At 73.7% G+C, this 26,946-nt stretch carries 17 protein-coding genes; 7 read left to right on the top strand and 10 right to left on the bottom strand.

Translation table 11 applies throughout. The annotated features are described in order from the left end of the window. Window positions 1–234: 234 nt before the first annotated feature. Window positions 235–1,620: a hypothetical protein gene (locus tag ACFTXQ_RS31105; protein WP_382647212.1), complete on the bottom strand. Its 1,386-nt coding sequence runs from the start codon at window positions 1,618–1,620 to the stop codon at window positions 235–237. A gap of 36 nt (window positions 1,621–1,656) precedes the next feature. Between ACFTXQ_RS31105 and ACFTXQ_RS31100 the strand changes: the two genes are divergently transcribed. Then, window positions 1,657–2,220 carry a hypothetical protein gene (locus ACFTXQ_RS31100; RefSeq protein ID WP_382647209.1) on the top strand — a complete coding sequence of 188 codons (564 nt, stop codon included), beginning with the start codon at window positions 1,657–1,659 and terminating at the stop codon, window positions 2,218–2,220. A gap of 34 nt (window positions 2,221–2,254) precedes the next feature. On the opposite strand, the gene ACFTXQ_RS31095 is transcribed toward ACFTXQ_RS31100, so the two are convergent. Next, entirely contained in the window at window positions 2,255–2,905 is a 651-nt protein-coding gene (locus ACFTXQ_RS31095) for a TetR/AcrR family transcriptional regulator (protein WP_382647206.1), read from the bottom strand. A gap of 132 nt (window positions 2,906–3,037) precedes the next feature. Here ACFTXQ_RS31095 and ACFTXQ_RS31090 point away from each other — a divergent pair, with 132 nt between their 5' ends. The 4 genes from ACFTXQ_RS31090 to ACFTXQ_RS31075 all read left to right on the top strand — a co-directional run bounded on the left by ACFTXQ_RS31090 (window position 3,038) and on the right by ACFTXQ_RS31075 (window position 11,011). Next, window positions 3,038–4,807: a glycoside hydrolase family 3 protein gene (locus ACFTXQ_RS31090; protein ID WP_382647203.1), complete on the top strand. Its 1,770-nt coding sequence runs from the start codon at window positions 3,038–3,040 to the stop codon at window positions 4,805–4,807. A gap of 195 nt (window positions 4,808–5,002) precedes the next feature. Further along, window positions 5,003–5,743 carry a response regulator transcription factor gene (locus ACFTXQ_RS31085; RefSeq protein ID WP_382647200.1) on the top strand — a complete coding sequence of 247 codons (741 nt, stop codon included), beginning with the start codon at window positions 5,003–5,005 and terminating at the stop codon, window positions 5,741–5,743. Window positions 5,744–5,799: 56 nt separating this feature from the next. Beyond that, entirely contained in the window at window positions 5,800–6,879 is a 1,080-nt protein-coding gene (locus tag ACFTXQ_RS31080) for an ATP-binding protein (protein ID WP_382647218.1), read from the top strand. A gap of 259 nt (window positions 6,880–7,138) precedes the next feature. After that, window positions 7,139–11,011, top strand: a complete 3,873-nt coding sequence (locus tag ACFTXQ_RS31075; protein ID WP_382647197.1) for a multifunctional oxoglutarate decarboxylase/oxoglutarate dehydrogenase thiamine pyrophosphate-binding subunit/dihydrolipoyllysine-residue succinyltransferase subunit — start codon at window positions 7,139–7,141, stop codon at window positions 11,009–11,011. Between the two features lie 88 nt (window positions 11,012–11,099). Here the strand turns inward: ACFTXQ_RS31075 and ACFTXQ_RS31070 are convergent, their stop codons facing one another. Then, window positions 11,100–11,333, bottom strand: a complete 234-nt coding sequence (locus tag ACFTXQ_RS31070) for a hypothetical protein (protein ID WP_382647194.1) — start codon at window positions 11,331–11,333, stop codon at window positions 11,100–11,102. Between the two features lie 317 nt (window positions 11,334–11,650). On the opposite strand from ACFTXQ_RS31070, the gene ACFTXQ_RS31065 reads away from it, so the two are divergent. After that, complete coding sequence (locus ACFTXQ_RS31065; protein WP_382647191.1) at window positions 11,651–12,754, top strand: helix-turn-helix domain-containing protein; 1,104 nt, start codon at window positions 11,651–11,653, stop codon at window positions 12,752–12,754. Between the two features lie 16 nt (window positions 12,755–12,770). Then, window positions 12,771–13,439, top strand: coding sequence for a YdcF family protein (locus ACFTXQ_RS31060; RefSeq protein ID WP_382647188.1), 669 nt, complete (start codon window positions 12,771–12,773; stop codon window positions 13,437–13,439). A gap of 922 nt (window positions 13,440–14,361) precedes the next feature. Here ACFTXQ_RS31060 and fxsT read toward each other — a convergent pair. From fxsT to ACFTXQ_RS31025, 7 genes are all read right to left on the bottom strand, one after another. Then, on the bottom strand, window positions 14,362–17,364 hold the full coding sequence (gene fxsT / locus ACFTXQ_RS31055; RefSeq protein ID WP_382647185.1) for an FxSxx-COOH system tetratricopeptide repeat protein: 3,003 nt from the start codon (window positions 17,362–17,364) through the stop codon (window positions 14,362–14,364). Between the two features lie 62 nt (window positions 17,365–17,426). Beyond that, a complete protein-coding gene (locus ACFTXQ_RS31050; protein WP_382647182.1) occupies window positions 17,427–18,686 on the bottom strand; it encodes an HEXXH motif domain-containing protein in 1,260 nt (419 codons plus the stop codon). Next, window positions 18,683–20,002 (bottom strand): FxsB family cyclophane-forming radical SAM/SPASM peptide maturase, encoded by a 1,320-nt coding sequence (locus ACFTXQ_RS31045; protein ID WP_382647179.1) that lies wholly within the window; start codon window positions 20,000–20,002, stop codon window positions 18,683–18,685. The genes ACFTXQ_RS31050 and ACFTXQ_RS31045 overlap by 4 nt, the downstream gene beginning before the upstream one ends. Before the next feature lie 145 nt (window positions 20,003–20,147). Continuing rightward, on the bottom strand, window positions 20,148–20,342 hold the full coding sequence (gene fxsA, locus ACFTXQ_RS31040; RefSeq protein WP_382647176.1) for an FxSxx-COOH cyclophane-containing RiPP peptide: 195 nt from the start codon (window positions 20,340–20,342) through the stop codon (window positions 20,148–20,150). 90 nt (window positions 20,343–20,432) lie between these two features. Beyond that, window positions 20,433–23,678: an SAV_2336 N-terminal domain-related protein gene (locus ACFTXQ_RS31035; RefSeq protein WP_382647172.1), complete on the bottom strand. Its 3,246-nt coding sequence runs from the start codon at window positions 23,676–23,678 to the stop codon at window positions 20,433–20,435. Between the two features lie 6 nt (window positions 23,679–23,684). Then, window positions 23,685–24,716 (bottom strand): AAA family ATPase, encoded by a 1,032-nt coding sequence (locus tag ACFTXQ_RS31030; protein ID WP_382647169.1) that lies wholly within the window; start codon window positions 24,714–24,716, stop codon window positions 23,685–23,687. 22 nt (window positions 24,717–24,738) lie between these two features. Continuing rightward, complete coding sequence (locus ACFTXQ_RS31025; RefSeq protein WP_382647167.1) at window positions 24,739–26,796, bottom strand: trypsin-like peptidase domain-containing protein; 2,058 nt, start codon at window positions 26,794–26,796, stop codon at window positions 24,739–24,741. Between the last annotated feature and the right edge of the window lie 150 nt (window positions 26,797–26,946).

The following is a 26,946-nucleotide window of genomic DNA, read 5'->3' as shown; positions in this document are numbered from 1 at the left end:
GGGGCGCCCGCCCCCCCCCCCCCCCCCCCCGGGGGGGGGGGGGGGGGGGGGGGGGGCCGGGGGGGGGGGCGGGGGTGGGGTGTCGTCCGGGACGGGCTTCGATGTTCGGCGCCCTTTCCGGGGTTGTTCTGTCGGGCGGGAGCTTGCGCCGAAATCATCTCGTTTTAGTCCCGGACGACACCCCACCCCGTCCCCGACCCCGGCCTGGCGGCCCAGCCCGGCCGGCCACCCCCGTCAGCCACACGCCCCCGGCCGCGCGTACACCGCAACCCGCGCCCCGCGCACCCCGGTGACCGAGCACAGGTCGAACCAGGCGGCGAGGGTCTGCCGCTTGACCGCCTCCCGCGGGTACGGGTCCACCGGCTGCCCCGCCGGGTCCAGCAGGGCGATGACCCGCGGGGAGGCGATCAGTGCCTCGCGGATCGCCGCCGAGGGCAGTTCGGTGCCCTGGAGGCTGTGCGAGGCCGCCGGGGTGCGGTCCAGCGCCACGTCCCGCAGGCCCTCGTACACCCGCGGCGAGGACAGCAGCCACTCGCGCCGCCGCGACGGCAGGAAGACCACCGCGTCCCCCGGCCGGGCCCGCTCCCGGACGGCGGCGGCCACGGCGAGGGCGTCGTCCTTGCGGCTCTCGGGCGTACGCAGCCACACCGACCAGAAGGCGACGGGCACCAGCAGCACGCCCACCAGCAGCCACGGCCACCACCCCCGGGCCGCCGCGAGCCGGGCCCCGGCGAGCAGGGCGAGCCCGGCCAGCGCGTAGAGCACGTACCGGTCGACGTACCAGGGGTTCAGCAGCGAGACCGCCATCAGCAGCCCGGGCGGCAGCAGCGCCAGCGGCACGGCCACCCGTACGAGCTCCCGGTCCCCGGCGCCCCGCGCGAGCAGCAGCACCGCGCCCGCGAGCACCCCGTACGCCGCCCAGTCCTGCCAGCCCGGCCGCCCGAGCCAGCCGAGCTGCTGCGCGGCCTGGCGGGCGCTGACCACGGCCAGCGGGAGCAGCAGGGCCGCGACGGCCCCGGCGGCGATCCGCCAGCCGCGCGAGCGCCAGGCGGTGAAGCCGTGGGCGAGCAGGGCCAGTACGGCGAACTCGTGGAGCCAGCAGCCGAGCAGCAGGACCACCGCGTAGGCGGTCCACCGCTCGCGCAGCATCAGGTACGTCGCCCAGACCACGGCCGCGGCGACCAGGGCGTACGAGCGCCCCTCCTGGGCGTACATCTGCACGGGCGGCAGCAGGGCGTAGGCCGATCCGGCGAGCAGAGCCGCCCGCTCCCCCGCGAGGCGGTGGGCGATCGCGGCCACCCCGGCGGCGGCGAGGGCGGTCGCGGCGACGGAGGGCAGGCGCAGGGCCCACAGTCCGCCGTCCCAGGCCAGGAAGACCCCGTGCATGAGGAGGTAGTACAGGCCGTGCACCGCGTCCACCTGGCCCAGCAGCTCCCAGAGCCCGCCGAGCGGCCGGTGGGCGACCTGCCAGGTGACGGACTCGTCGCGCCACATGCTGCCGCCGCGCTCCAGGCCCCAGAGGCCGAGGAGGACGACGAGCAGCGGGGGCAGCACGCGCCAGGGGGCGGAGCGGGGGATGGCGGCCTCCTGGTGCTGTCGTATCGGGTGTCGGCACTCCATACTCGGGGTTCGGGCCCAGTACCTGCGGAGGTGGGTGTGCGAGCGTTCCGGGCGGTGCCGGTGGCGGTGGCCACGGCGGCGGTGCTGAGTGCGGTGGTCGTGACCGGCTGCGGGCCGTCCGGCTCCGGTTCCGGGGGCGAGGGGGATTCGCCGGCCGCGACCGCGCCGGGCACCGCGGCGCCCACGACGACGCCGACGACGACGCCCACGACACCTCCGGGCGTGACGTCACCACCCGCCACCTCCAAGCCCCCCGCCGCCGGGGAGACCCTGGTCCGGGCCAGCCGCAGCGGCGGCTTCGCCGGCGAGACGCACACGCTCATCGTCAAGGGCGACGGGTCGTGGACCAGGCTGGACGGCAAGGCGAAGGAGGAGGGCTCCGGCAGGCTGGGGCGGGCGGACCTCGACGCCCTGCGCACCGCCCTCGACGAGGCGGACTTCGCCCGTCTGCCGCGCATGGCGACGAGCAGCCCCCGGATCTACGACGGCTTCTTCTACGCGTTCGTGCACGGCGGGTACGAGGTGGCCGCCGACCAGGGCGCCCTGTCCCCGGCCCTGGACAAGGTGCTGTCCGCCCTGCCCTCGTTCACGAACGGCTGAGGACGGCCAGGGGCCGGCCCCGGCCGGGCGCCGGCTAGGGGGCCGCGATCTCCCGCAGCTGCCGGTCCAGGTAGGCCCGCAGCCGCGCCGGCATGTCCACGTTCCCGGGGTCCAGCACCCACTGGATCTGGAGGCCGTCCATGACCGCGAGGATCTCCCGGCCCACGGCCTCGCAGTCGGTGCCGGTCCGCAGCTCGCCGCGCGCCACGCCCGCCTCCAGCAGGTCGACGGTGTAGCCGAGCACGCGGGCGTAGCGCTGCCGGAAGTAGCCGTGGGCGGGGTGCCCGGGGTTGCCGGACTCGCCGACCAGGGTGTTGAACATCCGGACGATGCCGGGCCGCCGCTCGTTGTCGGCGGCGAGGGCGACGACCGTGTCGAAATGCGCGGCGACCGACGGGGCCGGCTCGCTGAACAGCCGGTCCACGTCGTGCTGCTCGCTCTGCGCGAGCACCGACAGCAGCAGGTCCTCCTTGCTGCGGAAGTGGTGCAGCAGCCCGCCCTGGGTGATCCCGCAGCCGGCCGCGATCCGGGCCAGCGAGGAGGCGTGGAAGCCCCACTGCGCGAAGTGCTCGACCGCGGTGTCGAGGATCTTCTGCCGCCGGGCGTCGCCCACCGCGTAGGTCCCCCGGCCGGTGGCCCCCCGACCGGTGGTCCCCGGGGCCGTGCGCTCCTTGTCCTGTGCCATGCCGCCCACCCTAGACGGACCGCTCCACCCCTCCCTCGTGAGTGATCCAGGTCACTTTTTGAAAACCTAGTGGGTACACGGTTTTCGCGTCTACCGTGGGGCGTCCGCGCCACCGCCCCGAGGAGTACGGCCATGAACCCCATCCCCGCCTACAAGGACGCCTCGCTCCCCGTGGACCGGCGCGTCGAGGACCTGCTCTCCCGGATGACGCTGGAGGAGAAGGCCGGCCAGCTCTTCCACTCCATGCTGATGATGAACCCGGACGGCACCCCGGTCACCGAAACCGACGGCTCGATGCTCCCCTTCACCACCCCCGAGCTGATCGAGGACCGCTTCCTGACCCACTTCAACCTCCTGGGCACCTACGGGGCCCGCGAGATGGCCCAGTGGCAGAACACCGTCCAGGAGATGGCCGCCGCCACCCGCCTCGGCATCCCGGTCACCCTGTCCACCGACCCGCGCCACGCCTTCACCGACAACGTCGGCGCCTCCTTCAACTCCGGCGCCTTCTCCGCCTGGCCCGAGGCCCTGGGCCTGGCCGCCATCGGCGACCCCGAGCTGGTGCACCGGTTCGCGGACACCGTCCGCCGCGAGTACCTGGCCGTCGGCTTCCGCGTCGCCCTGCACCCGCAGATCGACCTGGCCACCGAACCCCGCTGGGCCCGCCAGACCGGCACCTTCGGCTCCGACGCCCGTCTGACGGGTGAGCTCGTACGGGCCTACGTACGCGGCCTGCAGGGCCCGGAGCTCGGCCCTGAGTCGGTGTCCGCCATGGTCAAGCACTTCCCCGGCGGCGGCCCGCAGAAGGACGGCGAGGACCCGCACTTCGCCCACGGCAAGGAGCAGATCTACCCCGGCGGCATGCGCGAGCACCACCTGGAGCCCTTCAAGGCGGCCATCGCCGCGGGCTGCGCGCAGATGATGCCGTACTACGGCCAGCCCATCGGCACCGACTGGGAGGAGGTCGGCTTCGGCTTCAACAAGGGCGTGGTCACCGGCCTGCTCCGCGAGGAGCTCGGCTTCGAGGGCATCGTGTGCACCGACTGGGGACTGCTCAACGATGCGACGATCTTCGGCCAGACGCATCCCGCCCGCGCCTGGGGCCTGGAGCACCTGGACGTCGCCGAGCGCGCCGCCCGCGCCCTGGACGCCGGCTGCGACCAGTTCGGCGGCGAGCAGTGCCCCGAGGTCGTCGTGGAGCTCGTCCGCTCCGGCCGGATCGCGGAGTCCCGGATCGACGGGTCCGTACGCCGGCTGCTGCGCGAGAAGTTCCGGCTCGGCCTGTTCGAGAACCCGTACGTGGACCCGGACGAGGCGGCCGAGACGGTGGGCCGGGCCGACTTCGCGGCCCTGGGCGCCGCCGCCCAGCGCCGCTCCCTCACGGTCCTCACCAACCCCGGGAAGCTGCTGCCGCTCACCGCGGAGCCGGAGCGGGGCCCGAAGCTGTACGTGCGCAACGTGGACGAGGCCGTCGCCGCCGCGTACGGCGAGGTCGTGGCCGACCCGGACGCCGCCGACCTGGCCGTCCTGCGCCTGCGGACCCCGTACGAGCCGCGCGAGAACCTCTTCGAATCCTTCTTCCACTCGGGCTCGCTGGCGTTCCCCGAGGCCGAACTCGCCGAGATCCTGGCCCTCCTGGACCGGGTCCCGACCCTGGTCTGCATCAACCTGGAGCGGGCGGCCGTCATCCCGGAGATCGCCGACCGCGCGGCGGCCCTGATCGCCGACTACGGCGCCTCGGACGACGCTCTGCTGGACGTGGCCTTCGGCCGCGCCGTGCCCGAGGGCCGCCTCCCCTTCGAGCTCCCGCGCTCCATGGCGGCCGTGGCCGCCTCCCGCCCGGATGTGCCGAACGACACGCAGGACCCGGTCTTCGCGCACGCCCACGGGCTGCCCTTGTAGGGCCCGCACAACGCGAGGCGCCTGACCGCCCCGCCTCGCCGGGTGCCGTTCCCGTGGGGGGTACGGCACCCGGTACATCCCCCGCTCTACCAGGGCGTTCTGCACAAATACCCTGTCCGAACCCGACATAGCCGCAGGCCGGTGCCTCCTCTACGCTGCACCCCACCACGCAGATCTTCAGGGGCGGACCGGGACATGGAACAGACGCACACCACCCATAGCAACACCTCGGCGACCCCCGGCGCCCAGCGGCGGGTACTCGTCGTCGAGGACGACCACACCATCGCCGAGGCCATCGCGGCACGCCTGCGCGCCGAGGGCTTCCAGGTGCAGACGGCCTCGGACGGGCCTGCCGCCGTCGCCGCGGCCGAGACCTGGCTGCCCGAGCTGCTGGTCCTGGACGTGATGCTGCCGGGCTTCGACGGCCTTGAGGTCTGCCGCCGGGTCCAGGCACAGCGGCCGGTGCCGGTGCTGATGCTCACCGCCCGGGACGACGAGACGGACCTGCTGGTCGGGCTCGGGGTCGGCGCGGACGACTACATGACGAAGCCGTTCTCGATGCGCGAGCTGGCGGCGCGGGTGCACGTGCTGCTGCGGCGCGTGGAGCGGGCCACGCTCGCCGCGACCGCGCCGCGCGGGGCCACACTGCGGCTGGGCGATCTGGAGATCGACCACGCGCAGCGCCGGGTCCGGGTGCAGTCCGAGGACGTGCACCTGACGCCGACCGAGTTCGACCTGCTGGTGTGCCTGGCCGGGACGCCGCGGGCGGTGCTCTCGCGGGAGCAGCTGCTGGCCGAGGTGTGGGACTGGGCCGACGCGTCGGGGACCCGTACGGTCGACAGCCACATCAAGGCGCTGCGGCGCAAGATCGGCGCGGAGCGGATCCGTACCGTCCACGGCGTCGGGTACGCCCTGGAGACCCCGGCCCAGGCGTGAGCAGCCCGTCGGCGAGGCAGCGCGAGCAGGAACGGCAGCGGCAGGTGCAGCGGCGCCTGGAGGGGCAGCGCCCCGCCGTGGGCCTGCAGCCCTTCTCGCCGTTCTCGATCAAGACGAAGCTGGGCACCCTGGTGGTGGTCTCGGTCTTCATCACGACCGGTCTGCTGCTGGTGGCGCTGCGCACGGACACCGAGCTGCGGTTCATCACGGTCTTCTCGGTGATCGCCTCGATGCTGATCACCCAGTTCGTGGCGCACAGCCTGACCTCGCCGCTGGACGAGATGACGCGGGTGGCCCGGGCCATTTCGCACGGGGACTACACGCGCCGGGTGCGCGGGGCGGGCCGCCGCGACGAGCTGGGCGACCTGGCCGCCACGATCAACCTGATGGCGGACGACCTGGAGGCGGTGGACCGGCACCGCAAGGAGCTCGTCGCCAACGTCTCGCACGAGCTGCGCACGCCCATCGCCGCGCTGCGGGCGGTGCTGGAGAACGTGGTCGACGGGGTCTCGGCCGCCGATCCGGAGACCATGCGCACGATGCTGAAGCAGACGGAGCGCCTCGGCCGCCTCGTGGACACCCTGCTGGACCTGTCCCGGGTGGACAACGGGGTGGTCCCGCTGAAGGCCCGCCGTTTCGAGGTGTGGCCGTACCTGTCGGGCGTGCTGAAGGAATCGGCACTGGCGGCCGCCGGCCGGCCGGGGCTGCTCTCCGGTTCGGGCGGGCACACCCGCAACGACGTACACCTGCACCTGGACGTCTTCCCGCCCGAGCTGGCGGCGTACGCGGACGCGGAGCGCCTGCACCAGGTCGTGGCCAACCTGATCGACAACGCGGTCAAGCACAGCCCCCCGCACGGCCGGGTCACGGTCCGCGCCCGCTCCGGCGACGCGCCCGGGAGTCTGGCGCTGGAGGTACGGGACGAGGGCCCCGGCATCCCGGAGGCGGAGCGGCACCGGGTCTTCGAGCGGTTCAACCGGGGCAGCGCGCGCGCCGGCGACGGCGGCACTGGCCTGGGCCTGGCGATCGCCCGCTGGGCCGTGGAGCTGCACGGAGGGCGGATCGGAGTGGCCGAATCGTCACGGGGCTGCCGCATCCTCGTCACGCTTCCGGGCAGCTCGCAGGCGTCGGGTTGACGTAGGGTTCGAGTGGGAAGGACATGATCTCGGCCACAGGTACCCGGGGTCCGTCAGGGGTGCGAAGCCATGGGGGCCGCAACCACGGTGCCGCCTACCCGAACCACGCTAGTTTCCCGCCATTCAGACCGGCGAAACCCGCCGTTCGGTGTGACCTACATGACGGATGTCCCGCCCGGTCTGCATCCAGCGGCCCAGGAGGCGTAGCCTTTATTCCCGCTGTCCATACCTTGTGAAGCGGAAGAGGGCGGTTGCCGCCGTGTCGCCACAGTCCCCCAGTAACCCGAGCACCACGACCGAAGCAGCAGAGGGCGGGAAGACCCCTGCCTCAGGCTTCGGAGCCAATGAGTGGCTCGTCGACGAGATCTATCAGCAGTACCTCCAGGACCCGAATTCGGTCGACCGGGCCTGGTGGGACTTCTTCGCCGACTACAAGCCGGGGGGCGCTGCCGCTCCCGCTCCGGTGAAGGCGGATGAGCCCAAGAAGACCCTGCCGACGACGGACGGCGCCTCCGCACAGGCCGCCGCCACCGTCACCGCAGCACCGCAGGTCTCCGACGCCGCCGCCACGGGGGCGGCGCGCGCCGCCGCCGCGCCGCCGACCTCTCCGCCTGTGTCAGCTCCTGCCCCTGCTCCTGCCACCCCCTCTGGTGCCCCTGCTGTGACTGTCACCTCCCAGGCCCCGGCCGCCGCACCGGCCGCGCCCGCCTCCCCCTCCGTAGCCCCGCAGAAGGCCGCGCCCGCCACCGAGGCCCCCGCGGGCCCCGAGCTGGTGACGCTCCGCGGCCCGGCGGCTGCCGTCGCGAAGAACATGAACGCCTCCCTCGATGTGCCGACGGCCACGTCCGTCCGCGCCGTCCCGGTGAAGCTCCTGTTCGACAACCGCATCGTCATCAACAACCACCTCAAGCGCGCCCGGGGCGGGAAGATCTCCTTCACGCACCTGATCGGCTACGCGATGGTGCAGGCCATCAAGGCCATGCCGTCGATGAACTACTCCTTCGCGGAGAAGGACGGCAAGCCGACCCTGGTCAAGCCGGAGCACGTGAACTTCGGCCTCGCGATCGACCTGGTCAAGCCGAACGGCGACCGCCAGCTCGTCGTCGCCGGCATCAAGAAGGCCGAGACCCTCAACTTCTTCGAGTTCTGGCAGGCGTACGAGGACATCGTCCGCCGCGCCCGCGTCGGCAAGCTGACGATGGACGACTTCACCGGCGTCACCGTCTCGCTGACCAACCCCGGCGGCCTGGGCACCGTCCACTCCGTGCCCCGCCTGATGCCCGGACAGTCGGTCATCATGGGCGTCGGCTCCATGGACTACCCCGCCGAGTTCCAGGGCACCTCGCAGGACACCCTGAACAAGCTGGGCATCTCCAAGGTCATGACCCTGACCTCGACCTACGACCACCGGGTCATCCAGGGCGCGGCCTCCGGCGAGTTCCTGCGCATCGTCTCGAACCTGCTCCTCGGCGAGGACGGCTTCTACGACTCCGTCTTCGAGTCGCTGCGCATCCCGTACGAGCCGGTCCGCTGGAACCGCGACATCGACGCCTCACACGACGACGACGTCACGAAGGCCGCCCGCGTCTTCGAGCTGATCCACTCCTACCGGGTCCGCGGCCACGTCATGGCCGACACCGACCCGCTGGAGTACAAGCAGCGCAAGCACCCCGACCTCGACATCACCGAGCACGGCCTCACCCTGTGGGACCTGGAGCGCGAGTTCGCGGTCGGCGGCTTCTCCGGCAAGTCGATGATGAAGCTGCGCGACATCCTCGGCGTGCTGCGCGACTCGTACTGCCGCACCACCGGCGTCGAGTTCATGCACATCCAGGACCCGAAGCAGCGCCGCTGGATCCAGGACCGCATCGAGCGCCCGCACACCAAGCCGGAGCGCGAGGAGCAGCTGCGCATCCTGCGCCGCCTGAACGCGGCCGAGGCCTTCGAGACGTTCCTGCAGACGAAGTACGTCGGCCAGAAGCGCTTCTCCCTGGAGGGCGGCGAGTCCGTCATCCCGCTGCTCGACGCCGTCATCGACTCGGCCGCCGAGGCCCGCCTCGAAGAGGTCGTCATCGGCATGGCCCACCGCGGCCGCCTGAACGTCCTCGCGAACATCGTCGGCAAGTCGTACGCGCAGATCTTCCGCGAGTTCGAGGGCAACCTCGACCCGAAGTCCATGCACGGCTCCGGCGACGTCAAGTACCACCTGGGCGCCGAGGGCACCTTCACGGGCCTCGACGGCGAGCAGATCAAGGTCTCGCTCGTCGCGAACCCCTCCCACCTGGAGGCCGTGGACCCGGTCCTGGAGGGTGTCGCCCGCGCCAAGCAGGACGTCATCAACAAGGGCGGCACGGACTTCACCGTCCTGCCCCTCGCGCTCCACGGCGACGCGGCCTTCGCCGGCCAGGGCGTCGTCGCCGAGACGCTGAACATGTCGCAGCTGCGCGGCTACCGCACCGGCGGCACCGTGCACGTGGTCATCAACAACCAGGTCGGCTTCACGGCGGCGCCGGAATCCTCCCGCTCCTCCATGTACGCGACCGACGTCGCCCGCATGATCGAGGCGCCGATCTTCCACGTGAACGGCGACGACCCGGAAGCGGTCGTCCGTGTCGCGCGTCTGGCCTTCGAGTTCCGCCAGGCGTTCAACAAGGACGTGGTCATCGACCTCATCTGCTACCGCCGCCGCGGCCACAACGAGTCCGACAACCCGGCCTTCACGCAGCCGCTGATGTACGACCTGATCGACAAGAAGCGCTCGGTGCGCAAGCTGTACACCGAGTCCCTCATCGGTCGCGGCGACATCACCCTCGAAGAGGCGGAGCAGGCGCTCCAGGACTTCCAGGGCCAGCTGGAGAAGGTCTTCGCGGAGGTCCGCGAGGCCGCCACGCAGCCCGCGCTCACCCCGCCGGTCGCCCCGGCCGCGCAGGCCGACTTCCCGGTCGCGGTGAACACCGCGATCTCCCAGGACGTCGTCAAGCGCATCGCCGAGTCCCAGGTCAACATCCCCGAGGGCGTCACCGTCCACCCGCGCCTGCTGCCGCAGCTGCAGCGCCGCGCGGCGATGATCGACGAGGGCACCATCGACTGGGGCATGGGCGAGACCCTCGCCTTCGGCTCGCTGCTGATGGAGGGCACCCCGGTCCGGCTGTCCGGCCAGGACTCCCGCCGCGGCACGTTCGGCCAGCGCCACGCCGTCCTCATCGACCGGGAGACGGGCGAGGACTACACCCCGCTGCTGTACCTCTCGGACGACCAGGCCCGCTACAACGTCTACGACTCGCTGCTCTCCGAGTACGCGGCCATGGGCTTCGAGTACGGCTACTCGCTGGCCCGCCCGGACGCGCTGGTCCTCTGGGAGGCCCAGTTCGGTGACTTCGTCAACGGCGCCCAGACCGTCGTCGACGAGTTCATCTCCTCGGCGGAGCAGAAGTGGGGCCAGACCTCCGGCGTCACCCTGCTCCTCCCGCACGGCTACGAGGGCCAGGGCCCGGACCACTCGTCCGCCCGCCCGGAGCGCTTCCTCCAGCTGTGCGCGCAGAACAACATGACGGTGGCCATGCCCACCCTCCCCTCCAACTACTTCCACCTCCTCCGGTGGCAGGTCCACAACCCGCACCACAAGCCGCTCATCGTCTTCACCCCGAAGTCGATGCTGCGCCTGAAGGCGGCGGCGTCGAAGGCGGAGGAGTTCACGAACGGCGCGTTCCGCCCGGTCATCGGCGACTCGACGGTGGACCCGAACGCGGTCCGCAAGGTCGTGTTCTGCGCGGGCAAGGTCTACTACGACCTGGAGGCCGAGCGCGAGAAGCGCGGCATCACGGACACCGCCATCATCCGCATCGAGCGCCTCTACCCGCTCCCGGGTGCGGAGCTCCAGGCGGAGATCGCCAAGTTCCCGAACGCGGCGAAGTACATCTGGGCCCAGGAGGAGCCGGCGAACCAGGGTGCGTGGCCGTTCATCGCCCTGAACCTGATCGACCACCTCGACCTGGCGGTCGGCGCGGACGTCCCGGCCGGCGAGCGCCTGCGCCGCATCTCCCGCCCGCACGGCTCGTCCCCGGCGGTCGGCTCGGCCAAGCGCCACCAGGCGGAGCAGCAGCTCCTCCTGAACGAGGTCTTCGAGGCGTAACCCGCACTCGGCGACACCAGCAAGCCCGGAAGGCCCGACCCCCCAACAGGGAGCCGGGCCTTCCGGCTACTCGGGGGCTCAGCTGGGGCTACGTGTTCGCGAGGGACGGAGGGTGGTGGGCCGGCTGGACGTTGCCGACTGAGGTGGTGAACTCGCGGCCGGACGCGGCTCGGATGTAGGCAAGCTTCATCCAGTGTTCGTGAACGGAGTCAGACACATCCTCGTTGACCACGGCCATCAGCTCGCCCTCGACCCCGGACGCGATATCGCGTACACGATGGCGCAGCAGGCGGTGAGGGACGTACTCGTACTGCTCAGCCATCGGACGGCTCCCGGAGGGAGGAGACGAAACGCTCCCAACCGACCAGAGCCCGGTCGAGGAGTGCCTGGCTGAGCCCGGACCTGGCCAACGAGATGGGCAAGGGGCCGTCGGGAGGCTCGGGGAGATTCCTGACGCCCCCTTGAGATGTGGTCTTGGGTTCCATACCCGTGTCCCTCCAGATGGTCCGTCGGCTGGTCACCACTCAGCCTGGGCCTCTTTCAATGCTCCGGAAATGTCCGCCTGTTGTACTTCCGTTGCACTTGTGTCCCCCCGCGCGTCCCGGCCGTGCTTCGATGGCGACAGGAAGGGAGCGACGTGTGGCGAGCGTGCACCACTGGACTGGCCTAGAGGCCCGCGCCCTGCGCCGTGCGCTGCGGATGAGCGTCCGATCGTTCGCAGGCCACCTCGGCGTCGGCATTCGGACGATCTCCAAGTGGGAGAAGCTCCTGGCAGCGACCGAGCCCCGCCAGGACACCCAGGCAATCTTGGATACCGCTCTGGCCCGCGCGGATGCCGCCGCACATCTCCGCTTCGAGACGTTCCTGTCCGAACTCGGCCGGAACACCCCCTCGGGAGGCAGCCAGATCACGACCAGAGGGCCGTTGGCCTGGGAGTACGAGTCGTGGATCGACGATCTCGACCGGGCCGCGGTCGCCCTCTCCCGGCAGGACTTCGCCTTCGCCGACAGCCTGATCCGCCGCTGGCGCGGCCAGTTCAACCCGAGAGGTGGCCTCGACGACAAGGGGCTTTACCTGTTCGCCCGCTCCACCGCCCTGCTGGGCGATCTCCAGCGCGACCAGGGGGCCGTGCTCGGCCCCCTGTCGGCCCAGCACTCCTATGCGTCAGCGAAGTCGTTGTTCGGCCAGTTGGGCATCCCCCGCCGCGTCGCCCAACTCGACCTGTCCCTCGCGGTCGTCGCGGAGATGTCGGGGAAGCTGGAGATCGCTGCCCAGCAGTACGAGTCCCTGGCCGTCGACGACCGGCTCTCCCCCCGTGACCGGGCCCGGGCCCGGCTGTGGGTGGGCACGGCCCTCAGCAAGGACGGAAACCACAGCTACGCCTCTCGCGTCATGCTTGCCGCGACCCGGGAGTTCGAGGCTCTCGCCGAGCCCGAGGACTGGTCGGTCGCACACCAGAAGCTCGCCCTCGCCCACCGAGGGGCCGGAGATTTAGCCAAAGCCCTGCACTTCATCGGCATCGCCCGCAGGACAGCCGCCACGGACGCCCCGATGCAGAGGGTCCGCCTGGAAACCGCCCACGGCCACATCCTGCTATCCGATCCGGCCACCCGCGATGATGGGCTGACCATCCTCGACAAAGCCGCAAGACTGGCCGGGCAGTTCGGCCTCAGCCACCAGCTGGCCAGTATCGAGGGCATCAGGGCCATGAACGAGGGGGCGTCCGCCCCCCGGCGGCGGTGACCAGGGAGAGAAACGCGTGACAGACACCCAACAGGCGATCACCGGCGATCAGTGGCAGCGGGCCAAGGTGATCTGGGACTACCACCAAATGGGGCACGATGTAGCGCCCGTGGATGTCGCGATCGGATTGGGCAGCCACGACCTCGGCGTCGCCGCGACCTCCGCCGACCTCTACAGGGCCGGCCTGTTTCCGGTACTCGTGTTCACCGGCGGGAACAGCCCCACCACCCAGGCTCGGTTTCCCCGCGGGGAAGCCGTCCACTTCCGCGAGCACGCCCTCGAACTCGGCGTCCCCGACGACGCGATCCTCGTCGAACCCAACGCCGCCAACACCGGCCAGAACATCACCCTCACCCGTGACCTGCTGACCGCGAGCGGCATCACACCGAAAAGCGTTCTGCTGGTCTCCAAGCCCTACATGGAGAGGCGCTCCTTCGCGACCGCCCGCAAACTGTGGCCCGAGGTTGAGGTGCGGTGCGCGTCCGAGCCGCTGGAGCTGGACGACTACCTCAAGAGCATCGGCGACGAGAAGCTCGTCCTGGACATGCTCGTCGGCGACCTCCAACGCGTGATCGAGTATCCGAAGCTCGGGTTCGCCATTGCCCAGGACGTCCCCGAGGACGTGCGTGACGCGTACGAATCCCTCATCCGCGATGGCTTCACCAGCCGCCTCATCGGCTCCTGACCCCCAAGCGCAGGGCGTGCTCGGCGGGCGTACCCGGCCTGGCAAGCCGAATACGCCCCGGCGGAGCCTGATGCCAGATGGGCACAACTACCCGCTGTCGCCGTCGTGGGGTCGCTTGTAACGATCTCGGGCGGCTTGTGCCCAGCCCAGACGGCCGCCGGACGCCGTCATCGATGAGCGCGTAGCGATCTGACGCGGCCCAGCCCCGGACGGCCGCCGGACGCCGTCATTGAGGAGCGCGTAGCGATCGGACGCGGCCCAGCCCCGGACGGCCGCCGGACGCCGTCAACGAGGAGCGCGTAGCGATCTGACGCGTCGCCCGCTGCCGATGAGGCCCTCGCCGCTGTTTGGTGCGGGTAGAGCCGCCCCGACCCGGGATCCGATGCCGATGCGCCCCCGATGGGCTTGGTGCCCGGGCCCCCGGCGCCGCCCGGGCTGGGTGGTAGGGCTTGGCCGGCGCCCACGGGGCGGGCCCGCACATCCCTGGCGGGCCCGTGCACATGTCTCTGACCCGGCCCGTTCTTTTGGGGGCTTCCCGGCAGTCTTCGTTTTTCCGGGGCGGGCCGGTCTGTCAAGGGTGGCCGCAGGCCATCGCGAAGCGACGCGACGAAGGAGCGCCCTTGACAGGCCGGCCCGCCCCGGAAGGACGATGAGACTGACGGGAAACCCCCAAACCTCCCTGCCCCCGAGTGCGCGGCCCCCGAACCCCCCAGCCGCAGACCAGCAGGTCGACTTCCCTGAGCGAAATGCCGATGGGACCGACCCCGCTCGCCTTGTGCCCGCGTCGCGGTCTCGCTACCGAGGGGGGCGGGTGGGCAACCACCGCCCCGCAGCGGTGGTGAGAGGGGGGTGAAGGCCCCGACCGAGCGTGAATGCCCGCCACCCAGACCAACCTGCCCCCGCCGAAACCCCCGTAAGCCCCCTACGGCTGCGGCTCGAAGTCCCAGTACGGCCTCGTCTGTTGTTTCGCCGAGACCGTGTGGACGTGCTGGGGGCCCAGGGTGCGGGTCAGGGACCTGATGCCCGCGTCCTCGTGTTTGCCCGCCTCCACGTCCTCCCGTACCGAGCGGAGGTCCGCCGCCAGGGCGATCTGGGCGCTCAGGGTCATCGGGTGGTCCGGACCCAGCACCTGCTCGCAGGTGCGCAGGGTCTCCCGGCTCAGGTCCAGCGCGTCCTCCAGGCGGCCCGTGATGTTCCGGTGCCCGGTGGCGTTCAGGGCGCAGCCCAGCGTCCACGGGTGGCGGTCGCCGAGGGCGCCCCGCATGCCGACCAGGGCCTGTTCGGCCAGGTTCAGCGCCTCCGCCCGCTCTCCCTGGGCGCGCAGCACGAGGGCGAGGTTGCCGACCGTGCCGATGCTGTACGGGTGGGCGAGGCCGAGCTGGGACTGGTAGCCGCGGACCACGTCCTCGGAGATCCGGCGGGCCTCGCCGATGTCCCCGTACTCCCTGAGGTAGGTGGCGTAGTCGGAGGCCACCATCAGGGTCCACGGGTAGTCGACCCCCAGCACGCGGGTGGCCCGCTCCCACACGCTCCGCAGCCGCTGCCCCGCGCCCGGGATGTCCCCGGAGCGGCGCAGGCACAGGCCGAGGTTGTGCTCGGCGCGCAGGGTCTGCGGGTGGCTGGGGCCCAGCACCTGGGTGTTGAGCTTGACGCCCTGTTCCTGGCGGGTCTGCGCCTCCCGGTAGCGGCCCATGAGCCGCAGGCCCATCGCGCAGGCGATGCCCGAGGAGAGGGTGGAGATGTGCTGGGCGCGCAGGACGCGTTCGCGGCGGCGCAGGGTGTCCAGGTCGAGGTCGTAGGAGTCCTGGTAGCGGCCGAGGAGGCGGTAGGTGGCGGCCAGGTTGTTCTGGGCGCCGAGGGTGGTGGAGTCGTCCTCGCCGAGGAGTTCGCGGTACGTGGCGAGGCAGTGCTCGAAGATCTCGCGGGCGGGCTCGAACTTGGCGATGCACAGCAGGACCCCGCCGTAGGCGCTGGTGGCGCGCAGGCTCTCCAGGTCGCGTTCGCCGCGCTCGTGGACGATCTGGTCGGCGACGGCCTTCGTCAGGGTCTCGGCGCGGCGGAAGATCCCGAGGTTGCGCAGGGCGCTGCCGTACTGGTAGCTGAGCTCGCGCAGTTTGGGGTGGTCCTCGCCGAGCATTGCGCGCCAGGCCAGGTCGGTTTCCTCGCTGAGCCGCAGGCAGGTGCGGTACTCCCCGGCGAGGATCAGGTAGCGCAGGCAGTGCAGCAGGAAGGTCTGGATCCGCGGGTTGCCGCTGGCCAGCACCCCGGAGGGGGTGAGGTGCGGGATGAGTTCGGCGTACCGGGGCCAGAGCCGGGAGTCGGAGGGCCGGCCGGGGTCGGCGGCGGCGAGCACCTGGCGGACGGCGCGGGCGAGGGGTTCGGCCTCGTCCTCGGAGAGGTTCTCGCGGACGATGCCGTGGACCATGCGGTGCAGCTGTACGGTCTCCAGTCCGCCGCCGCCCTCCTCCACGGGGAGGTCGGAGTACTCCAGGCGGACGACGGAGAACTGGACGAGCTTGTTGAGGGCGGCGTTCCACCGGATCTGGTCGTTGATGAGCCCGGCGAGCTGTTCGGGCACGTCGTCGGCGGGGAATTCGCGCAGCAGCCGCAGGGGCACGGGTCCGGGTGCGAAGAAGACGAACAGCCGCAGCAGGGCGAGGGCGTCGGGGAAGTTCTCCCGGACGTTGTTGAGGAGTATGGCCAGGGCGGTCGGGAAGGGCAACGGGTAGTCGTCGGAGACGGTGACGGCCTCGCGGGAGTCCAGCCGGCGCTGGAGCAGTGCCAGGTAGTCGCCGACGGTCAGCGGGGAGTCGGCGAGCCAGCCGGCGGTCTGGTCGAGGGCGAGGGGGTAGTCCTCCAGGGCCTCGGCGAGCTGGTCGGCCTCGTCGGCGGTGAGGCGCAGGGCGCGGCGGCGGATGAAGGTGACGGACTCGGGCCGGGCGTAGAGGGGGACTTCGACGAGGTTGGTGTGCCGGGAGGCCCATTCGCGGTTGCGGGAGGTGATGATGACGTCGCCGGCGCCGGAGGGCAGCAGGTCGGTGAGGTCGTCGGGGTTGTCGCAGCCGTCGAAGACCATCAGCCAGCGGCTGTACGGGGTTCCGCGCCGCAGCGCTTCGAGGACGGCCCGGATCTGCTCGCCGTAGCTGCCGGCGCCGCGCGGCAGTCCGAGGGCGGGGGCCAGGTCGGCGAGGCGTTCGCGCAGGGTGGGCCGGTCCTCGGCGGGGACCCACCACACGACGTCGTACTCGGAGGCGAAGCGGTAGGCGTACTCGGTGGCGACCTGGGTCTTGCCGACGCCCGAGAGCCCCAGCAGGGTGACGGTGGAGGCGCCGGGCGGGGCTTCGGCCAGGGCGGCGCGCAGGGTGCCGATGACGTCGTTGCGGCCGGTGAAGCGGGGGTTGCGGCGCGGGACGCGGCCCCAGATCTCGGGCGGGTCGTTGGGGAAGCGGGGGCCGCGGCGGCCGGAGTCGGTGCCGATGCGGTCGGTGGGCAGCTCCAGGCGGCGCAGCACGCGGTACTCCGCCTCGTAGGCGTCGAGCCCCCACAGGTCGGTCTTCTCCAGTACGGCGACGGCGCTGGGCAGCGGGGCGTCGGTGAGGCAGACGGCGGCGAACCGGTCGGGGTGGCGGTCGGTGACCGTGCGCAGGGCGGTGTTCCACTCCTCGTCGGTGTGGGTGCCGGCGGAGAAGTAGCGTTCGCTGAGGATCAGCAGGACCCGGCTGCCGGAGCGGGCGAGGTCGTCGAGGGCCTCGCCGATGCCGGGGCTGTTCTGCGGGCCCCAGCGCTGGAGGGCCACGCGGTGGCCGTGCTCTTCCAGGCGGTGGGCGATCCACACGGCCCAGGGGCGGTTGAACCCCGCGAAGCTGATGACGAAGCGCTGCGGGTGGGCGGCGCCGTCGCGGTCCTGCCGACTACCGGTGGTCATTCGGCCGTCTCCCTGAATCCGGGCGGTGGACGGGTTTGAAAGGTACCGCAGCGGACGCCCCGTCAGACCGCTGTGAACGGCGCGAGTTCGGGGTGTTCCTCGCACCAGGCGCGGCGCTCGCGGTCGACGGCCCGGCGGGCGGTGGCGTGCTGGTCGCCGGGGGGCGGGAGGTCGTCCATGGCGCGTTCGGCGGCGCTCATGGCGGCGGTGAACTCGCGGCCGGCCGGGGTGAGTCGCTCGTGCGAGCGCAGGACGGGCAGGACGGCCGCCACCTGGGCGCGGATCCGGGCGTGCTGGGCCCAGGCGCCGCGGGCCCCGTAGAGGGCGGCGCGCTGCCAGTACCCGGCGAGGGCCAGGTGGGCGTAGGCGCCGTGCAGGAGTCCTTCCAGCGGGCGGGGGTCGCCGCGCCAGGGGGCCCAGTGGCGGGGGGTGCGGTCGGCGGTGTGCAGGGTCAGGACGTCGGCGAGGGCGGTGAGCTTGCCGTGCTGGACCTCGTGGACGAGGGTGGCGGCGAGCGCGGGCGGGGCCTGGGCGCGGGCCAGGACGGAGCCGGCGGCCGCGGGCAGGGTGGCGCCGCTGGAGCGGGAGCCTCCGGCGAGGGGCACGACGGAGCGCAGCAGTTGGACGGTTTCCTCCGCGCGGGCGGTGTCGTAGCGCTGGAGCAGGGTGAGGGCGCCGGTCCACTGGGTGTCCCAGCGCTTGTGGCCCTTGGGGGTGAGGCGGCGGGCGGGGCGTACGGGTGCCGGGTGGGCGGGGCCGGGGGCCCGGTAGGGGTCGAGGTCGTCGAGGGCGGTCCCGCCGCCGGGGAGGGCGTGCAGGGGCAGGGTGGCGGGGTCCTGGGGGTCCCAGGAGCGTTCGGTGACGGTGAGCCGGCCGGGGCGCTGCGGGCGCAGCAGTCCGAGGGTGGGCAGGACGAGCCGGCCGTGTACGGGCCGCAGGGTGTGGGTGAAGGCGAGGCCTGCGCGCAGGGCGGCGGCGACGGCGAGGGCTCCGAGGTGGCCGAGGTCGGGCGGGGGGCCGTAGGGGGCGTGCAGCCGGCGCAGGGTTTCCTCGGCCCACACGCCGGTGGCGGGGTAGTGCAGTACGTCGTGCACGGCGCCGGGGTCGTGCCGTTCCGCCGCTTCCAGCAGGGCCCAGTGGTCGGCGGTCTCGCCGGCCCGGCCGCCGGGGGCGGCGTCGAGGACGGCGCGCAGCAGGACGAGGCGCTTGGAGCGGCGTACGGCGCGCACCAGGCGGGTTCCGTCGGCGGAGGGCTCGGTGGAGGCGAGGGCGCGCAGGGTGGCGGGGTCGACGCTGAAGGCGGCGAGGGCGACGGCGGTCACGAGGCGACCGCCGGGGTGGCGACGGCGGGGCGGGCGGGGGTGGTGCCGGGCCGTCGTGTCGCGGTGGCGAGGGCCGTGGCGATGTGGCGGATCAGGAGCTGGAGGTCGGTGCAGTACACGGACGGGCGGTGGAAGCCCTCGTCGGCGCGGTAGCGGTGGGGGTAGTGGCCGCCGCCGCACACCTCCACCAGCTCGCAGGCCCGGCATCCGGCGGCCAGGGCGTCCCGTCCGAGCTGGCGGGCGGCGAGCCCGGGGTGGTCGAGGAGCTGGTCGAAGCTGTGGGTGGCGAGGGTCATGCCGGTGGCGGCGGCGCCCTCGTAGGCGGATTTGAGCGAGTCGGCCTGTTCGATGGAGCCGTCGGTCTCGATGACGGCGGTGGCGGCGGGTGCGAGACCGAGGGTCTCGGTGGCGGCGGGCAGTCCGAGCAGCAGGGCGATGATCTCCTCGAAGGTCCGGATGCGGGTGCGCCGCTCCCCGTCGTGCCACCAGCGTTCGAAGACGGCGAGCAGCCAGTCGGCGTACGGGGTGGCGCCGGGCCGGTGGCCGGGCGGCGGGGCGCTCCAGTTGGCGAGCGGGAGCAGCAGGCCGACGCTGGGCGGGGCGAAGGCGAGCAGGGACTCGTACGTCTCCACGGGGTCCTGGTCGAGGTCGATGACGCACAGGACCCCGGCGTAGCTGTCCGGGTGCCGGGCCAGGAGCCGCAGGCCGCGGGCGGCGGCGCCGAATCCGGGGCGTCCGGCGTGGTCGACGCGGCGGGTGTTGTGCGCGGGCAGGCCGCCGTCGAGGCTGACGCCGACGCGTATCCCGGCGGCGGCGAGCGCGGCGAGGCGGCCCCGGGTGAGGAGGGTGCCGTTGGTCTGGACGGTGGCGGTGACCCGGGTGCGCGGGGCGGCGGCGGCCACGGCGGCCCGTACGGCGTCGACGGGTTCGGCGAGCCGGGCGGGGGCGGTGAGCAGGGGTTCCCCGCCGTGCAGGACGAGGTCGACGCGGGGCAGGCCGTGGGCGGCGGCGTGTTCGGCGATCCGCTCGGCGGCGCGGGCCGCGGTGGCCGGGGCCATGACGGCGGGCTGGTCGCGCCAGCCCTGGTCGGCCATTTCGTAGACGTAGCAGTAGGTGCAGGCGAGGTTGCAGCGGCTGCGGGTCTTGAGCACGAACTGGCGTATCGGGTGGGGCCGGTGTCCGGCGGCGCGCAGGGCGGGGACGTCGAGGCGGGTGTAGGGCCAGGGGGCGTGACGGGCGTGCCGGTCCTGGACGGACTGCGGCGGGCCCGGCCGGTGCGCGGGCAGCACGGCGTCGCTCGTGTGCGTGTGCCTCATCGCTCCACCTCCACCCTCCCCCTGCGGACGGTCCATCCCTGCCCTTCGGATGGTCCCGACTAACGGCGGAAAGTGGTCAACTCCCGCCGGACCGGGCGGGGTCGGGCACGGCGCCCGGCCGGCTGGACCGGCAGCCCCGGCCGGATCAAGCGACGCCCGAGTCGAAGGCGTTGAGGATCTCGGCGGGGTGTGTGACCCGCTCCACCATGTTCTCGATCACCTGGGCGAGCACGGGATGGTCGATCCCGCGCAGTGCCGCCAGGTCGAGTCCGGAGAGGTCCGGGAGCCGCCCGGGGCACGCGGGGGCCTCCGCCGCCACTTCCTGATGTTTCGTCACCATGGGCTGCCCGTCCCCCTGTTGCTTCGCGAGTTCGATGGTCCACTGCCCTTTCCCTCCGGCCGGTGCGCGGAAACAAGACCGGCGCCGCCGTCAGAGGCCCGCTTCCAGGGCCCGGACCCGCGCCCGGAGCGCTTCGGCCCGCTCGCCGGGCCGTTCGCGGAGCCGTTCGCCGGGACGTTCGCCGAGCCGTGCCCACAGGTCCAGCGCCGAGCGGTACGCGTCCAGGGCGGCCCGGGGCCGGGCCAGCCGTTCCAGCACCTCCCCGCGCAGTTCCTGTACGCGGGCCGCCAGTTCGACGGCGGTGTCCCGCCGTTCTTCCCGGTCTGCCTCCAGGGCGGCGCGCCAGGCCCGCCGGTAGGAGTCCGCCGCCCGGTCGAGGCGGTCGGCGGCCCGGGTGTGGCCGTGGATCTCCTGCTGTACGTCGCCGTGGTCCCGCCAGGCACGGGCCCGCTCCAGCGGGTCCCGGCTGTGCCGGACGGCCAGTTCCAGCAGGTGCTCCGCCTCCCGGAGGTCCACCGGGTCCCCCTCGTAGGTGTGCCGCAGCCGGAGCCCGGTGGCCAGCCGCAGCAGCCGGTGCGCCGACCCGGGGTCGGACTGCGGCACCGCGGCCCGGCTCTCGCGCAGGACGCGTACGGCGGCTCCGGTGAACCGCCGCCCGCCGGCGGCCCGCGCCCGGTCCAGGAGTACGTCGCCCCACTCGGGCAGCAGCTCCCCGAAGGCCTCCCCGTCCCGGGGGATCAGCCGCCGGGCCCGCCCGTAGGCCTCGGCGGCGTCCTCCAGGGCGGCCGGGTCGGCGTCCCGCCCGTACCGCGCGCGGTGCACCCGCGCCAGGCACACCAGCGCGGCCACCCGCAGCTCGGGGTCCCCGCCGGCCTCGGCGAGGGCCTCCTCCAGCTGGGCGGCGGCCTCCTCCAGCCGCCCGGGCAGGTGGCGCAGGGCTCCGGCCAGTTCCACCCGCGCGCGGGCGCGCGCCCCGCGTCCGGCGGCGGGGTCCAGGGCGAGGCGGGCCGCGGCCTGTTCGGCCAGGGCGGTGCGCTCGGCCGGGTCGGCGGTGTGCGGCATGAGGGTGAGCAGGGCCAGCAGGACACGGCCGAGCGCCCGCCCGGGCTCGGGGTGGGGCGCCGTCCCGTCGACGGGGCCGGCCAGGGGCTCCAGGGCGGCGCGTGCCTCGCGCAGCGGGCCGGGGTCGTCGTGCAGCGCGCTCAGCCGGATCAGGGTCTCGGCCCGCCGCACGGCGCAGTCCCGCCGCAGCGCCGGGTCGGCGCCGGCGCCCTCCGAGGCGGCGGCGCCGGCCGCGGCGAACTCCCGGTCCGCGGCGGCGAGCAGCTCCGCGTCGGGCTCGGCGACCAGGGCCCGCTCGTGGTACACCCGGCCGCGCACGGCCCGCGCGGGCGCCGTCACCAGGCCGGTGAGGGCCCGCTCGGCCTCGGCGAGGAGCTCGGGGTCGTGCTGCTCCGCCCACAGCCGCAGCAGCGCGCCCGCCAGCTCGGTCTCGGCCTCCTCCGGCGGGTCGCCGGGGCCGGCGGGGGCGGCCACGGCCCGGCGGAGCACCGCGACGGCCTCGTACAGGGCCCGTGCGTCGCCGTCGCCCTCGCCGTCCGCGAGGCGGTCCCGGGCGGCCTGGACGGCGCCGGCCCGGCCGGGTACCGGGGGCGCGGGTTCCCGTACGGCCGGGCCCTCGTCGTCGGGCATGCCGGGCAGGTAGCGCCGTACGACCTTGGCCGAGACCTGCGCGAAGGCCTGCGGGAGCCGCCCGGCGGGGGCCCGTTCGGGGTCGCCGGGCCCGGGGCCGGCCGCCGCCGGGGGCGTGCCGGTGAGCTGCGAGACGGCGAGTGCCGGGAAGTTGCGTACGCCCCGGCCGAAGTGGGCCAGTACGTATTCGGAGCAGTGTTTGAGGACCAGCGCGGCCTCGTCCCGCCCGAGCGGCCCGAGCAGGACGTCCTGCACGCCGGGTACGAACTCGTACCACTGGCCGGGCACTTCGGCGCTGCGCCGCAGCAGTCCGCCGAGCAGCACCTCCGCCAGGTCCGAGGGTTCGGAGTCCGGGAGCATCGTGCGCTGCACGAGCCGCATCACGGGCAGGGTCAGCGGGGCGGCCGACAGGTACACCGCGAGCTGTACGGCCCGGGGCGCGGCCGAGGAGCGGAAGCGGGCCACCAGTTCGCGCGGCGGCCGTACGGCGCGCGGCGGGGGCGGCGGCGCGGCCGGGTGGGCGGCCAGGACCCGGCCCACCTCGGCCGGTACGGGCCCGGTGCCGAGCCCGGCGACGAGCCGGGCCCAGGCCCCGAGCGCGGTGGCGTTGGGCGGCAGTACCGGGACGGTCAGCCCGCCGGTGAGGCGTCCGGGCAGCGGCGGCCGGTCCGAGCGGAACTTCAGCTTCACCCCGCTTCCGCCGATGCCGTCCTCGGCACGGGAGAGCGTGCCCCGCTCGGTCGGCAGCCAGCTGCGGCCCCACAGCCGCTGCGGCAGCGGCTGGACGACCACGCACGGGGTGCACTCGGCCCACCGGTGCAGCAGCCGCTGGGCGGTGCCCTCGCGCCACAGCGGTCCGGCGCAGTCGGAGACGACCATGGTCAGCGCCCGGCCGGTGGGGTCGCGCAGCTGGTCGCCGGAGCGCAGTCCGGGGCCGGGGGCGGGGCTGCGGCCGAGCGCGGCGGTGCCGTCGGCGAGCCGGTGCAGGTAGTGCACCTGGACGTCCCGGAAGGCGCCCAGCCGCTCGCACACGGACCGCAGTTCCTCGAACATGTCCTGCCACACCGCCATCGACGGCGAGGCGTCCATCACGAGCCGTACGGTCGCCTCGCGCCGGCTCTCCGGCCGGAGCACGGGGATGACCGGGCCGAGGGCCCGGGCGCTGGCCTCGGCGGTGGCCTCCTCGTCGAGGACCGTGCGCGTGGGCGGGCCGGGCGGCCGGTGCCGCTGGAGGGCGCGCAGGGCCCGCTGGATCTCCAGGATGCGGGGCAGCGCGGCCGCCCCGGGGACCCGTACGGGCACCGCGCGCTCCGCGGGGTGCTCCCCGGGCGGGTCGGCCTCCGCGTCGCCGGGGCGGCGCGCTCCGGGGACGTGCAGCCTGACCGGGTCCTCGGGCTCCGCCTGCGGCCGTACGGGGTGCGCGGGCGGGTCGGGCGGGTCCTCGGGCTCCGGCTGCGGGGCGGCCGGCTGCCTTGTTCCCGGCTCGGCGGGCCCGGGCGGGCGGATCCGTCCGGCCAGCCACAGGGCGTCGGCGAGCTCCTCGGCGGACGGGTCGAGCCCGGCGCGGCGCAGCAGCGCGGCCAGTTCCCGGATGCCGGGCGGCGGTTCGGGCGGCAGGTCAGGCGGTTCGGCTCGTGGTGGCACGGTCCGTCACCTCGGGCGGTCGAGGCGCTGGATGAGCAGGTCCGCGAGGTCCTCCCGGGTGGGCGGGGCGGCGTAGTGGGTGAGGTAGACGGCGTTGAGCAGCTGGTCGGCGGCGACCAGCTCGGACTGGGAGCGGCTGAGGAACTCCCGTATCAGGTCGGCGCCGAGCTGGGCGGCCTCCTCGCCGAGGTGGGCGCGGACCATGGTGGCGAGCCGTTTCTCGCCGGGCTGGCCGAGTTTGAGCTGGATGCAGCGCCGCAGCAGGGCGGCGGGGAAGTCCCGTTCGCCGTTGCTGGTCAGGATGATGAAGGGGAAGGCCCGGCAGCGGACCCGGCCGCCCCGGACGGTCACCTTGGTGCCGTCGTCGGTGAGGACCTGTACCTCGGGTTCGGTGTCGGCGACCCGCTCCAGCTCGGGGAGGGCGAACTCGCCTTCCTCCAGCACGTTCAGCAGGTCGTTGGGCAGGTCGATGTCGCTCTTGTCGAGTTCGTCGACGAGCAGCACGCGGGGGCGCCCGGTGGGCAGCAGGGCGGTGCCGAGCGGCCCGAGCCGGATGTACTTCCCGATGCCGGGCACTGCGCCGCCGGCCCCGGCGCGCGCGCCGCCGTTCGCCGCGAGCTGCACGTCCTGGAGCCGGGCCAGGGCGTCGTAGCGGTACAGCCCGTCCTGGAGGACGGTCCGCGACACCACCGGCCAGCGCAGCACCCGTCCCAGTTTCAGCTCGTGGGCGACGGCGTGCGCGAGGGTGGACTTGCCCGTCCCCGGGAAGCCGGTCACCAGCAGCGGCCGCCTCAGGTAGAGCGCGGCGTTGATGGCCTCCAGTTCCTCGGGCTCGGGCCGGTGCAGTTCCGCGGCCTGCCGGTGCGCGCCCAGGCGCCGGGCGATGTTGCCGTCGGCCGGGCCGGCGGCCGCGGCCGGGCCGCCCCCCTCCCCCACCGGTTCGCCGTCGAAGTCGCGCCACGGCGGCGGGTCGGGCAGGGCGTCGATCCCGTCGTGGGGTTCGCCGACGCCGCGGTAGATGAGCCATTCGTCGTTCACGGTTGCTGCTCCCTCCTGCCGGTCACAGGTCCCCCTGCAGCGGCTCGTCCTCGGGCAGGGCCCGTGCGGGGTCGTCCCAGACGAGCGAGATCCCCGCCGCCCAGTACGCGTCCGGGTCCGCCCCGTACGCCCGCCCCCGCAGGGCCTGGAACCGCAGGGGCAGCGCCTCCCCCCGGCCGGCCTCGGCCAGTTCCTCGCGCAGCCCCCGGTGGAAGGGCGCGCACGACTCGCCCGGGTCGGCCGGGGGCCGCCTGCACACCACCACCCCGAATCCGGCGTCCCGTACGGCGTGCAGCGCTCCGCGCGTCGGCTCGTGCCCGGGGGCCCGGCAGTGCACCGGCACGGTGGTGTCGGGGAGGCCGGCGAGCCAGGCCGCCGCCGGGCTGCGGGGGCGGCCGCGGATGCAGTCGGAGCGTTCGTCGAGCAGGGGCCCGGCCTGGACGCGGGCCCACCGGGTGACCGCGGCGGGGCCCGCGGTGCCGCGGGCGTGGCGCAGCACCACCGGCCGCTGCACGCCCAGCGGGACACCGCCGGACAGCACCCATTCGTCGACCGCGAGTCCGAACAGCTCGGGGTCGACGGCCACTTCGAGCAGGGCCGCCGCCTCGTGGGTGTCGCAGCGCCGGAAGCCCTCGGCGAGGGGGGCGCGCAGTGCTTCGCGCAGGGCGCGCGGGGGGACCCGTACGCCCGAGTCCACGGGGGTCAGCCGGCCGGGGTGGGCGGGGCCGGCCAGGACGGAGACCGCCCAGTCGTAGACGTCCTCCCAGCCGTGGGGCCATAACTCCAGGAGGACGGACGCCCCGTTCGGCAGGGCGCCCGCCGGCCGGGCGGGGCTGCGCGCGGCCCGTACGGCCGTGGCCCGCCGGCGGCGTTCGCGTTCGGCCAGGCCCCGCTCGTGGCGTTCGCCGAGCTCGCGGCGCAGCGGCCGCCACAGCCGCTCGGCCGTGGCCCGTACCCAGTCCCACAGTTCCTCGTCGGCGCCGGGGGTGGGTGGTTCGCGGTAGTCGGACACGCTCACGTCCGTGGCGTAGCGGAGCATGGCGGCGGCCTCTCCGGTGCCGCCCGGCGGGTCGTGGAGCAGTCCGAGGCCGTCGCGCCAGCTGAGCGGGGCGAGCGGGTGGGGGTCCGGCTCCTCGCCGCGGGCCGCCTCGACCAGGGCGCGGACGACCTCGGAGGAGCCGGGCGGGGGCAGTTCGGCGAGCAGGCCGTACAGGGTGGTGCGCTCGCCGGGGGTGAGCCGGCCGCGTCCCTCGTGCGGGTCGGTGTCCGCGGGCAGTTCGCCGTGCACGTCGGTCCAGGTCCGCCGGCTGTTGAGGTCGCTGAGGTGCTGGTCGTAGTGGTGGCGGTCGTGGGCCTGCATGACCCGGCGGTAGAGCCCGATCTGCCCGCGTGCGGCCATGGGCAGGGTGCGCAGCTGTACGACGGACACGGCGAGCCCGCCGCCGCCGGTGTGCCGCCGGGCCTTGACCACGCCGACGACCTCGCCGCGGGCCAGGTCGACGACGGGGCCGCCGGACATGCCGGGCTCGATCTCGTCGTCGTCGCCGAGGCGGATGGCGGCGCCGTTGCCGGCGGTGCCGCGCAGCCGGGTGGTGCGGCCGGTGATCTCGGGGGTGCCGAGGTCCTCGGTGCAGCCGAAGTAGGCAACCTCGTCGAAGCGTGGTCTGGAGCGGTCGGTCAGCCAGACGCAGGCGTGCGAGACGGGGGCGAGGACCCGTATGAGCGCCAGGTCGGGCAGGTCCCACAGGGCCTGCCGGCCGGGCCGCCGCTCCTCCAGCCGCTCGGGCAGTACGCATTCCACGCGCCCGGAGACGGTGCCCGTGCCGCCGTTGCCCCCGGAGGAGAAGGTGATGCCGACCTCGCGCCCCGTCAGACGCACCGCAGCACCCCCTTCACCGACCACGTGCGCGCACGTCAGGACCCAGCCGGGGGCGATGAAGAAACCGCTGCCCCAGGTGGGTCCGGTCCCGGAGTTCTCATACCCGGCGGAGGGGGCGTGAACGCGTACGGTCGCGGCCTGGACGAGGGGCTCGAGGAGCTCGAAGGCGCGCGCGGAGCCGACCGTGCGCCCGTCCGTCATCCGCGGCCCCCGCTCATGAGGCGTCCAGGCTCGCATAGTTCCTCCGGTATCCGCAGCGAGCGTGTTGCGTTCTCGCCACGATGTCCGCTAGGCACGGCTGCCGGATGTGCCTACGGAGATCGCATGTGTGACCTTTCGCCGCGGTTGTCG

This window comes from Streptomyces sp. NPDC057010 (assembly GCF_042673805.1).
Lineage (GTDB): Bacteria > Actinomycetota > Actinomycetes > Streptomycetales > Streptomycetaceae > Streptomyces.
Note: the sequence above shows the minus strand (reverse complement) of the source record. Positions and strands in the feature narration are given on the sequence as shown.

Excerpts from the sequence above, each read along its gene's own strand:
- ACFTXQ_RS31105 (WP_382647212.1), bottom strand. The coding sequence starts at position 1,620 with ATGGAGTGCCGACACCCGATACGACAGCACCAGGAGGCCGCCATCCCC.
- fxsA (WP_382647176.1), bottom strand. The coding sequence starts at position 20,342 with ATGGTGACGAAACATCAGGAAGTGGCGGCGGAGGCCCCCGCGTGCCCC.
- ACFTXQ_RS31070 (WP_382647194.1), bottom strand. The coding sequence starts at position 11,333 with ATGGCTGAGCAGTACGAGTACGTCCCTCACCGCCTGCTGCGCCATCGT.
- fxsT (WP_382647185.1), bottom strand. The coding sequence starts at position 17,364 with ATGACCACCGGTAGTCGGCAGGACCGCGACGGCGCCGCCCACCCGCAG.
- ACFTXQ_RS31085 (WP_382647200.1), top strand. The coding sequence starts at position 5,003 with ATGGAACAGACGCACACCACCCATAGCAACACCTCGGCGACCCCCGGC.
- ACFTXQ_RS31090 (WP_382647203.1), top strand. The coding sequence starts at position 3,038 with ATGAACCCCATCCCCGCCTACAAGGACGCCTCGCTCCCCGTGGACCGG.
- ACFTXQ_RS31095 (WP_382647206.1), bottom strand. The coding sequence starts at position 2,905 with ATGGCACAGGACAAGGAGCGCACGGCCCCGGGGACCACCGGTCGGGGG.
- ACFTXQ_RS31045 (WP_382647179.1), bottom strand. The coding sequence starts at position 20,002 with ATGAGGCACACGCACACGAGCGACGCCGTGCTGCCCGCGCACCGGCCG.
- ACFTXQ_RS31025 (WP_382647167.1), bottom strand. The coding sequence starts at position 26,796 with ATGACGGACGGGCGCACGGTCGGCTCCGCGCGCGCCTTCGAGCTCCTC.